Source organism: Nocardiopsis nanhaiensis (genome assembly GCF_054778635.1).
In genome coordinates this window covers 25,475-36,070 of sequence record NZ_BAAGZJ010000083.1, presented here as the reverse complement: position 1 = coordinate 36,070, position 10,596 = coordinate 25,475, and the positions used below count along the sequence as shown (strand labels likewise).

The window sequence follows — 10,596 nt, the reverse complement described above, 5'->3', positions numbered from 1 at the left end:
CCCATGGCGGAAACGGCGGGGGTGTTTCCCGCCGCATTCCCGCACTGCCCGAAAGAAGAAGTCATACCCTAAGGATATCAAGAAAGGCCCAGAAAGGACCTATCCCGGAGGTGATAACACCCTTACCAGGCCACCCCGACCCGCCTTTTCCATTCCCCGGAAAGAAGCCTTCCAGGAAAGGGAGTCAACCTCCCCTGACCGCATTCTTGGACAAAGCGGGCATATGCGCACCCGAATGGGAATGATCTTGCTCCTGTCGCCATTCTCGACGGCCGAGGGTGGAGACAGGAGCAAGATCATCGGGGTTTTCGCCGCGCACAGTGACCGGCCGCGACACCCGACCCGTCGACGCTCCGGCGGAGTGGCAGGGATCGGCCGCCAGGCCGAGGGGGTGGCTTTTCGGGCGAAGCCCGAATTCGCCACAGACCTCGACCACGCGTCCCCCTTTCCCGATAGCCGCCAACCCGCCGTCGGAGCGGAGCGGGTCAAGGTGGAGCGCCGTTGACGCGCGAAGCGCTCGATGGCGACGACCTTGACGCGCGCAGCGGAGACGGCCACAATCACGCGGCGGGAAAGGAGGACACCCCAAACCACTGAGACTGTCCCGCAGACCCGTTTTAGTTTCTCGTTTTTAGTGCGGTCAGCTGGGCATGGATCCGGAAAGCGGGTTCTGCTTGAAGCGGATGTGCCGCGCTTGCCGACGTGAGGTCCGAAACCCGTGAGGTCCGAAGCCACCGCGTAAAGCCGTGGTGCCATGGCTTCACGGCACGAGCCCGGCCAGGATCTGGGAGTCGTCGTCCTCCATGGTGACCACGAGCGAGCCCGGGACCGCCAAGGCGCCGTCGGTACTCCGCGCCTCCGGTTGGAACACGGACTCCTCGTTCCATTGGGAGGTCTCGCCGAAGGGGGCGACCAACACCGCAACCTGGATCTCCTCCCCATGGCCGTAGGTCCTGGCGACGACCAGGGCGCCGTCGAGTAGCGCGATGCCGCGGCTGCCGACGGTGTCGTGCAGGAAGGCCTCCTCGACCACGGCCGTGTCGGTGATCTCTCCTGAGGCGTCGGCCCGGTGGAACGTGGTCTGGAGGTCGTCGGTGTCGACCGCGACAACGGTCCCGGTCTCGTCGGCGTGGGCGAGGCCGATGTGGTCCTCGCTCTCTTCCAGGCCCTCGGGAAGAGCCACGAGCTCGCTCCCGTTGTCGGGGTCGAGCACCACGGTCCGTTCTTCGGGGCCGCGTTCCACGATGACCGGAGGATCGGCGGTATCCGCCGGGGCCTCGGTGAGGCGGGGAGCCCTGGCCGGGGCCGGGACCGACCACTCCGTGCGCCAGAGTTCGCTCTCCTCCTCGGGGTCCACCGCCACGATCATGGCCTCCACACCGGCCCCTTCCCAGCCGAAGGGGTCCCCGGCCTCGACCGCCGGCTCGGTGAACTCCTCGTCGACGCAGCCGACGACTCCGACCAGGCGGTATCCGTAGCCGGCGGTGCGCGCGACCACGCAGTTCTCGGGCAGTGACAGCGCCTCGTCCACCTGCTCCCTGCCGTATTCGTCCACCCAGTTGGGCGGCGGTGGCAGCGCGTCAGAGGCTTCGTCGACCAGCTCACCGGTCGCGGCGTCCAGTTCCGCTGTCTCGAAGTGCTCCTGGCCACCGCCGTCGTCATCGTCGTCGGTCCCGACGCGGTGGCGCACGTGGACGCGGCCGCCCTCCCGCCACACGTCGCTCACTCTGTCGTAGGGGCGCCGGTAGGACCAGACTTCGGTGCCGTCCGATCCGTCCAGGGCCACGGCCCCATTGCGGAGCAGTACGAGCGGCCCGTGGGTACCCGCGTGCACTTCGACGATCTCAGTGTCCATCGGAGGCCGCCAGGTCCACCCGAAGTCCGACACCTCAGCGGGGACCGGTTCGGGCTCGCCCGCCCGGTCTGCCTCCCGGTGCGGTACCAGGGGAACGAGGAACTGGGCGACCATGGCTCCGGCCAGTGCCACGGCCACCGCACCCGCGCCGAGGAAGGGCATGGTCCGGCGGAACGGCCGGGGGTCGGCCCTGCCCCACCCGGCCAGCATGAGGAGGCAGCCGAGGGCGATCGCGCAGACCACCAGCCACAGCTGCACGGCGGCCGGCGAGGGATCGAACGACCAGGGACCGTCCGTGGTGGCCTCGAACGAGTCCCGCGGGAACGCGAACCAGGCCATGAGCAGCCCGGTCCCGATCGCCGGGCACATCCAGAACACGAACGGGACGGTGTTGCGCTCCGTGCCGCGGTCCCAGCCCACCCCGAACACGAGGACGAGGAGGGCGATGAGGGCGGAGACGGCCCACCAGCCGCCGAGTTCCTCGAGTACCCTCCCGTCGTTGGCGGTGACCACCACCGCGGCCCAGAGAAGGGCACCGGTCAGCAGCCCGGCGCCCGACCACACGAACACGTTCCGCAGCCGTCCGTGCTGCCTCTCCCCCGTCACCGGGCTCTCCCCCAACCGTCGTGTGCGCTGCGCCGCCGCAGAACCTAGCAGGGGGTCGGTGGCCGGTTACTCACCGGGGCGGGGTGTCCGCGGCCCTCGGTTGCCCGGCCCGTGCCCGCCAGCCGCGGCACAGGACATAGGCGGCGCCGACGACCACGACGAGGGCGCTGTCGGCGATCGCGGCCGCTCCCGCGTCGGCCACCCGTCCCGGGCCGAACCAGCCCGCGGCGAACCCGGTCGCGGTCACGGCCAGCAGGAGCTTGTTCAGGATGACGATCTCCCACACCCAGGCGTAGGCCAGCGGCCGCAGCGCCAGTAGGGCGAAGAGGGCGGCGAAGACCAGGAACCCGTACAGCCGCCAGGTCTCGGCCATGAGCCGGTCGGGCCCGGCCTCCACGACCCCCGGCAGTCCACTGGCCGCTGCGGCCAGGGCACTCGCGCTGGCCAGCCACATGAGGACGGACGCGGTCGTCATCCGCCAGCGGGCAGGAGTAGGCGGACCATCAGAGGAAAGCGAAGACTCTTCACGGTTCATACCGACTCCCAGAACCTCTAGTTGATCGGGAACAGACGGTATCCGGTCATCAGGGCGCGGCGGAGCGTTCGGTGAGCCAAGCGAAAAGGCTGGGGTCGGTGCCCATCTCGGGGTGCCACTGCACACCGAGCACGTTGAACACGTCCGTGTACTCCAGCGCCTCCACCGTCCCGTCGTCGGCCCAGGCGGTCGCGGACACGTTCCGGCCCAGGTCGGCGACGGACTGGTGGTGGTAGGTGGGCACGTCGAGCATGGTGCGGCCCAGCACCCGGGCGGTGCGGGAGTGTTCGGCGACGGTGACCGGGTGGGGGTCGAACACCCCCGTCCGCTGGCGGTGCTCGGTGTTGCCCACCACGTCGGGAACGTGCTGGTGCAGGGTGCCGCCCCGGCACACGTTGAGCAGCTGCATACCCCGGCAGATCCCGAGGACCGGCAGGCCGCGGGCCAGCGCCCCGGAGAGCAGGTCCACTTCGGCGGTGTCGCGGCCCGCCTGCACCCCGGCGGTGTGCGCGCCGGTCGGTGCGCCGTAGCGGCCGGGGTCGATGTCCCCGCCCCCGGCCAGCAGCAGCCCGTCCAGGCGGTCCACCGCCCCGGCGATCCCGGCCACGGGTGGCAGCAGGAGGGGGATCGCCCCCGCGGCGGCCACGGAGTCGACGTAGTGCTGTGGCAGCAGGGTGGCGGGCAGCTCCCAGGCCTCGCCCCAGCGGGCGTGTTCGGCGTAGGCGGTGATCCCGACGACGGGCGGCACGGGTCCCTCCCCTTCCAGCGGTGCGGGTGCGGTGTGGTCGTTCCCTAGAGCGGGGTGACGTAGGCGCCGGAGATCCCGCCGTCGACCAGGAAGTTGGACGCGGTGATGAACGAGGCGTCGTCGCTGGCCAGGAAGGCGACGGCCGCGGCGATCTCGGTCGGCTCGGCGAAGCGGCCCAGCGGAACGTGGACCAGGCGGCGGGAGGCGAGTTCGGGGTCCTTGGCGAACAGCTCCTGCAGCAGGGGCGTGTTCACCGGCCCCGGGGAGAGCGCGTTGACGCGGATCCCCTCCTTGGCGAACTGCACGCCCAGCTCACGGCTGAGCGCGAGCACGCCGCCCTTGCTGGCGGTGTAGGACACCTGGGAGGTGGCCGCTCCCATCGTGGCGACGAACGACGCCGTGTTGACGATCGCCCCCTTGCCCCGCTCGCGCATGTGGGGCAGGGCGTACTTGCAGCACAGGTAGACCGAGGTGAGGTTGACGTCCTGGACCCGCTTCCAGGCGTCGATCCCGGTGGTGAGGATGGAGTCGTCGTCGGGCGGTGAGATCCCGGCGTTGTTGAAGGCCACATCCACGCTGTCGTACTCGTCGCGGACCTGGGAGAACAGGGCCTCCACCGCGGTCTCGTCGGTGACGTCGGCCCGGATGAAACCTCCACCGGTCTCCTCGGCCACGCGTTTGCCACCCTCCTCGTCCAGGTCGACGGCGACGACGGTCGCGCCCTCCTCGGAGAGCCGGCGCGCGGTGGCGCGGCCGATGCCGCCCGCCGCGCCGGTGACGACGGCGACACGGTGCTCGAATCGGTTCATGGCGGTCTCCTGATCAGGTGTCGTCGGCGAGGAAGACGGTCTTGGTGTCGGTGAACGCGTCCAGTGCGTCGGGGCCCAGCTCGCGGCCGATGCCGGACTGGCCCATCCCGCCGAAGGGCGTCCAGTACCGCACCGCCGCGTGCGAGTTGACCGAGAGGTTCCCGGCCCGGACCGCGCGGGAAACCCGCAGGGCGCGGCCGATGTCGCGGGTCCACACCGAACCGGCCAGCCCGAACTCGGTGTCGTTGGCGATGCGTACCGCGTCCTCTTCGGTGTCGAAGGGCAGTACGGACAGGACGGGGCCGAAGATCTCCTCCCGGAAGGCGGGTTCGGCGGGGTCGCGGGTGGTGAGCACGGTGGGCGGGAACCAGTACCCGGGCCCTTGGGGCGCGCTCCCTTGGAAGGCGGTCTCACCGCCGTCGACGTAGGCGGCGACGCGGTCGCGCTGGGCGGCGCTGATCAGCGGGCCCACGGCGGTGTCCGGGTCTCCGGGGTCGCCGACAGCGACCCCTTCCACGGCCGGGCGGAGGAGTTCCAGGAAGCGTTCGTACACGTCGGCTTGGACGAGCAGGCGGGAGCGGGCGCAGCAGTCCTGTCCGGCGTTGTCGAAGGCGGCCATGGGCGCGGCGGCTGCGGCGCGCTCCAGGTCGGCGTCGGCGAAGACGATGTTGGGGCTCTTGCCGCCGAGTTCGAGGGTCACCCGGGTGAGGTCCTGGGCGGCGGCCGCCATGATCCCCTTGCCGACCCGGGTGGAGCCGGTGAAGACGGTCTTGGCGACGTCGGGGTGTCGCACCAGGCGGTCCCCTGCCACCGGTCCGGCGCCGGGGAGGATCTGCAGGACCCCGTCGGGCAGGCCCGCCTCCCGGGCGAGTTCTCCGATGCGCAGCGCGGTGAGCGGGGTGAGTTCGGCGGGTTTGACCACGACGGTGTTGCCCGCGGCCAGGGCGGGTGCCGTGCCCCAGGACAGGACCGGCATGGGGAAGTTCCAGGGGACGATGACGCCGACCACCCCGAGGGGTTCGGCGAAGGTGACGCTCCAGCCCCCGGGGACGGGGATCTGGCGTCCCGCGGCGCGCTCCGGTGCACCGGCGAAGTACGCGAACACGTCAGAGACGTTGCCCGCCTCCCAGCGCGCCTGCCCGATCGGGTGCCCGGCGTTGCGTACCTCCAGGCGGGCGAGTTCCTCGCTGTGGGCCGCGACGCGGTCGGCGACGGCGCGCAGGAGCCGGGCGCGTTCGGAAAGCGGGGTGTCCCGCCAGCCGGGGAAGGCCGCGGCGGCGCGGGCGACGGCGGCGTCGGTCTCGGCCGCGGAGGCGAGCGGGACGGTGGCGATGACCTCCTCGGTGGCCGGGTCGACCACTTTCTGCTCGCGCTGTTCGGCCGGTGTGCTGTCGCTGGTGTTCACTGTGTGTCCCTCCCTGGTGCCGCTGCCTCTACTGCCTCCCCCGCCTCCCGGGGACGGTGCGGTTACAGCCGTTCGAAACCCCGGAACAGCTCCCAGTCGGTGACGGCCGCGTCGAAGGCGGCCAACTCGACCCGGGCGTGGTTGGCGTAGTGGGCGACGACCTCCTTGCCAAAGGCCTCGCGGGCGAGTGCGCTGCCCTCCCACAGGCCCAGGGCCTCGCGCAGGGTGGAGGGGACGGTGCGCAGGTCCGAGGCGTAGGCGTTGCCGGTGAGGGGTTCGCCGGGCTCGATGGCGTGCTCGACCCCGTGGAGCCCGGCCGCGATCATCGCGGCGCTGGCCAGGTAGGGGTTGACGTCGCCGCCGGGGACCCGGTTCTCCACCCGCAGGGAGGGGCCGTGGCCGACCAGGCGCAGGGCGCAGGTGCGGTTGTCCACGCCCCAGGCGACCGCAGTGGGCGCGAAGCTGTCCGGGACGTAGCGCTTGTAGGAGTTGATGTTGGGCGCGAACATCAGGGTGAACTCGCGCAGTGCGGCGAGCTGGCCGCCGAGGAAGTGGCGTCCGGTCTCCGAGAGGCCGGCCCCCGAGACGGCCTCCGCGTCGGCCAGGACCGGGGTTCCGTCCTCGGCGCGCAGGGACAGGTGGATGTGGCAGGAGCTGCCCTCGCGCTCGTTGGGCTTGGCCATGAAGGTGAGCGCCATGCCCTCCTGCGCGGCGATCTCCTTGGCCCCGTTCTTGTAGACGCTGTGCTGGTCGCAGGTGCGCTGGACCTCGTCGAATCGGAAGGTGATCTCGTGCTGGCCGAGGTTGCACTCGCCCTTGGCCGACTCCACGTAGAGTCCGGCGCCGGTCATCTCGTTGCGGACCCGGCGCAGGAGGGGTTCGACGCGGGCGCCGCCCAGGACCGAGTAGTCGACGTTGTACTGGTTGGCGGGGGTGAGGTCCCGGTAGGCCTTGCTCCAGGCCTGCTCGTAGGAGTCCCGGTAGACGACGAACTCGAGTTCGGTGCCCGAGTGGGCCCGCCAGCCGCGTTCGGCCAGGCGTCGGCGCTGGTGGTCCAGGACCTGGCGGGGCGAGGCTACGACGGGGGTGCCGTCGTGCCAGGCGAGGTCGGCGGTGACCATGACGGCGCCCTCGGCCCAGGGGGTGCGCCGCAGGGTGCTCAGGTCGGGGACCATCACGAAGTCGCCGTATCCGGTCTCCCAGGACGACATGGCGTAGCCGTCGACGGTGTTCATGTCCACGTCGACGGCGAGCAGGTAGTTGCAGCCCTCGGTTCCGTGGTCCAGTGCGTCCTCCAGGAAGAAGCGGGCGGAGAGCCGCTTGCCTAGGAGTCGTCCCTGCATGTCGGTGAAGGCGACCAGGACGGTGTCCACCTCGCCCGAGGCGGCTTCGATCCTGAGCTGGTCCAGCGACAGTGGGGGGAGACTGTCGTTCGTCCGCACCTGGGGCTCCTTGTCCGCGCCGCTGCGCATGGGAGTATGGTTCGAGTTCAAACCAATGGTGGAACATGCAATCAGGGGCGACCGGGCGTGTCAATGGGGTGGTATACCCGGAACACGGAAAATTTCCACCCATCACAGCAGCAATAAGGAACGAGCGTGAACCTTTCAACTGACGGGGTGTCCGGGGCGGCCACCGAGGCCGTGTTCCGCACGGTCCGGACCGTCAACCCGTTCGAGGAGACGGTGGAGCGGCTGCTGTCGGCGATCAGGTTGGGCGTGGTCGGACACGGGGAGCGCTTCCCCGCGGAGCGGGAGCTCGCCGCGCGGCTCGGGGTCAGCCGGATCATCCTGCGCGACGCGCTGCGCGCCCTCCAGGAGGCCGGGTACGTGGAGTCGAGGCGCGGCCGCTTCGGCGGCACCTTCGTCACGTACGTGCGCCCGAAACCGAGCCGGAGCGAGGCCCAGCGGGTGCTCCGCGACAGCGGCACGGACCTGGACGACCTGTTCACCCACCGGCGGGCCCTGGAGACCGGCGCCGCCGTGATGCTCGCGGAGACCGGGCTCACCCCCGCCCAGGAGGAGTTGCTCGCCGAACGGCTGGCAGCGGTGGAGGGTGCCGAGGTCGAGGACTACCGGCGCCCGGACACGGTCCTGCACCTGACGCTCGCCGAACTCACCGGTTCGGCCTCCCTGACCCGCGCGCTCACCGAGGTGCGCATGCGCGTCAACGACCTGCTCGACGCCATGCCCATGCTGGTCAGGAACCTGGAGCACAGCAACACCCAGCACCTGGAGCTGGTCCGGGCGGTCCGGGAGCACGACCCAGAGGGGGCCCGGCGGGCGGTGCGCGAACACCTGGCGGGCAGCGAGGCACTGATCAGGGGATTCCTGGCCTGAGCACGGCCACAGCGGAGGGCATCGGCTCAAAAGGCCACGATTGGCCGCATCCGGCCATACGTGAGAAGGACTCACCTTTGTGACGGGGCGCTGGCCCGTCGGCGAACAGTCCCCCACGGGCGAACGACGGGGCCGCGGACGCCCGGTTATCACTCCGCGTAGCACACCGGTGGCGTACCGCCCCGCGCTTTGGGCCGAACCGGTGATCGTACCCATCGGCTCGCCGGTCCCACGGAGCCGGGTCCACCGCAGGGGCACCGCACCCCGTTGCCCCGCGCCGCGGTCCCGGCCTTTAATGACGGCGCCCCCACTCACGCCCCCCCACTCACGACGACGCCCCCGCTCTACCCACAGGCCCCTGGCAGGGCCGAAAGGACCGCCGCACCCATGGCATCCCTCAACCGGCGCGGATTCCTCACGACGGCCACCGCGGGCTTCGGCTTGGCCCTGGGCCTCCCCGCGCTCCCTGTCTCCGCATCGACCCGCGACGGCCTCGTCCGCGAGACCCTCAAACGGGTCGTCAACCCCGAGGGCACGACCCTCGCAGAAGTCGCCACCGCCTCCGGTGACGGCTACCGGCTCCTCAGCGCCGGTCCCGGCTGGCCGATGGAGGTCCGTGAGGACTTGGTGGACGCGCAGTCCGGCCGCGACGACCGGCGCACCCCGCTGGCCGCCTTCGTCCAGTTCACCGACCTGCACATCATGGACGCGCAGAGCCCCGTGCGCTTCGAGTACACCCACCCGATCCTCGGCTCCAGCGCGCACCGCCCCCAGGAGTCGCTCTGCACCGTCGGGGCGTCCGCGCTGGTCGAGCGGGTCAACTCGCTGCGTTCGGGCCCCGTCACCGGGCGGGCGTTCGACTTCATGATGACCACCGGCGACAACACCGACAACCACGAGCAGATCGAACTCGACTGGCTCATGGCGGTGCTCAACGGCGGCGCCCTGACCCCCAACACCGGGGACCCGACGGGTTTCGAGGGGGTGCAGAACTGCGGCTCCGACCTGTACTGGCACCCCGACAGCGAACTCCTCGACCGCTACAAGGAGGAGGGCGGCTTCCCGTACCTACCGGGGTTCCTGGACGCGGCCATCAGCGAGTTCAGCGCGCCCGGCCTGAGCATCCCCTGGTATTGCACCGTGGGCAACCACGACAACACCCCTTCCGGCACCCTGCCCGCGGGCACGCTGACGGACTGCTTCACCGGCGACCGCAAGATCATGTTCGCCGACGGGGAGGTGGCCGACCAGGCGGCCGACGCGATGACCGACGAGGACCGGGCCGGAGATCTGCCCGACGAGGTGGAGCGCCTGGACGAGGACGGCACACTTGCCGCCTCTTCGGTGATCGCCACGGTCACCCCCGACGAGCGCCGCGCCCCCTTCGACACCGAGGGGTTCGTCGCGGCCCACCTAGACGAGGCCAACACCGGCCCCGGGCCGGTCGGGCACGGGTTCGGCGAGGCGAACGCTGACGGAGTGGACTGCTTCTACACCTTCGAGATCGCCGAGGGCGTCACCGGGATCAGCCTGGACACCACCACGCTCGCGGGCCTGGCCAACGGCTCCATCGGCAAGACCCAGTACGACTGGTTGGAGGACACCCTGCGCTCGGCGAGCTCGGTCTACTACGACCTGCTCGGCCGCCGCCAGACCCAGCAGGTGACCGACGAGCTGTTCGTACTGTTCAGCCACCACACCAGCGACACGATGAACAACCCGCTCCCGGACCGGCGCCGCCCCGCGGAGCCGCGCTTCATCGGCGAGATCCTGGTGGCCATGCTCAAGCGCTACCCCAACGTCCTGGCCTGGGTGAACGGGCACACCCACCACAACAAGGTGCGTGCGCACACCTCCAGCAACCCGGAGCGCGGGTTCTGGGAGATCAACACCGCCTCGCACATCGACCACCCGCAGATGGCGCGCAGCATCGAGATCGTGGACAACGACGACGGCACGATGTCGCTGTTCACCACGCTGCTGGAGGCCGACAGCCCGTACCGGGTCGACCACGGCGACTTCTCCGCGGCGGGACTGGCCTCGCTGTACCGGGAGCTGTCCCTGAACGACCTGTACACCGACCTCGCTGACGTCGGGGAGCCCGGCGACCGCAACGTCGAACTCCTGGTCTCCGCCCAGTACCCGGCCCGGTAAGCGTCCCCGCTTACTAAGCGACCCAGGTCAGCGCGGGCCCACCGGAGCAACCGGTGGGCCCGCGCACTCATCTGCCCCACTTCCGGCATGCCCCCTTCCCCCGGCTGCTGGTAGCATCAAATTCTAACAAACGTTTGGTGGGAAG

The 10,596-nt window shown here is 70.5% G+C and carries 8 protein-coding genes; 2 read left to right on the top strand and 6 right to left on the bottom strand.

The features are described from left to right. Positions 1-760 precede the first annotated feature (760 nt). The 6 genes from ACYVD1_RS28375 to ACYVD1_RS28350 form a co-directional block, all read right to left on the bottom strand. Positions 761-2,461 carry a hypothetical protein gene (locus ACYVD1_RS28375; RefSeq protein ID WP_460777570.1) on the bottom strand — a complete coding sequence of 567 codons (1,701 nt, stop codon included), beginning with the start codon at positions 2,459-2,461 and terminating at the stop codon, positions 761-763. A 70-nt stretch (positions 2,462-2,531) separates the two neighbouring features. Further along, positions 2,532-2,996: a hypothetical protein gene (locus tag ACYVD1_RS28370; RefSeq protein WP_460777569.1), complete on the bottom strand. Its 465-nt coding sequence runs from the start codon at positions 2,994-2,996 to the stop codon at positions 2,532-2,534. Positions 2,997-3,045: 49 nt separating this feature from the next. Beyond that, entirely contained in the window at positions 3,046-3,744 is a 699-nt protein-coding gene (locus tag ACYVD1_RS28365) for a gamma-glutamyl-gamma-aminobutyrate hydrolase family protein (RefSeq protein ID WP_460777568.1), read from the bottom strand. A 44-nt stretch (positions 3,745-3,788) separates the two neighbouring features. Continuing rightward, positions 3,789-4,553, bottom strand: a complete 765-nt coding sequence (locus ACYVD1_RS28360) for a 3-oxoacyl-ACP reductase (RefSeq protein ID WP_460777567.1) — start codon at positions 4,551-4,553, stop codon at positions 3,789-3,791. 13 nt (positions 4,554-4,566) lie between these two features. Further along, positions 4,567-5,958, bottom strand: coding sequence for an aldehyde dehydrogenase family protein (locus tag ACYVD1_RS28355; RefSeq protein WP_460777566.1), 1,392 nt, complete (start codon positions 5,956-5,958; stop codon positions 4,567-4,569). A gap of 62 nt (positions 5,959-6,020) precedes the next feature. Then, positions 6,021-7,400, bottom strand: coding sequence for a glutamine synthetase family protein (locus tag ACYVD1_RS28350; RefSeq protein ID WP_460777565.1), 1,380 nt, complete (start codon positions 7,398-7,400; stop codon positions 6,021-6,023). A gap of 156 nt (positions 7,401-7,556) precedes the next feature. Between ACYVD1_RS28350 and ACYVD1_RS28345 the strand changes: the two genes are divergently transcribed. Continuing rightward, the gene (locus ACYVD1_RS28345) at positions 7,557-8,297 is read left to right on the top strand and encodes a FadR/GntR family transcriptional regulator (protein ID WP_460777564.1); all 741 of its coding nucleotides are present in this window, start codon (positions 7,557-7,559) and stop codon (positions 8,295-8,297) included. Positions 8,298-8,684: 387 nt separating this feature from the next. Further along, entirely contained in the window at positions 8,685-10,451 is a 1,767-nt protein-coding gene (locus ACYVD1_RS28340) for a TIGR03767 family metallophosphoesterase (protein ID WP_460777563.1), read from the top strand. The last annotated feature ends 145 nt before the right edge of the window (positions 10,452-10,596 follow it).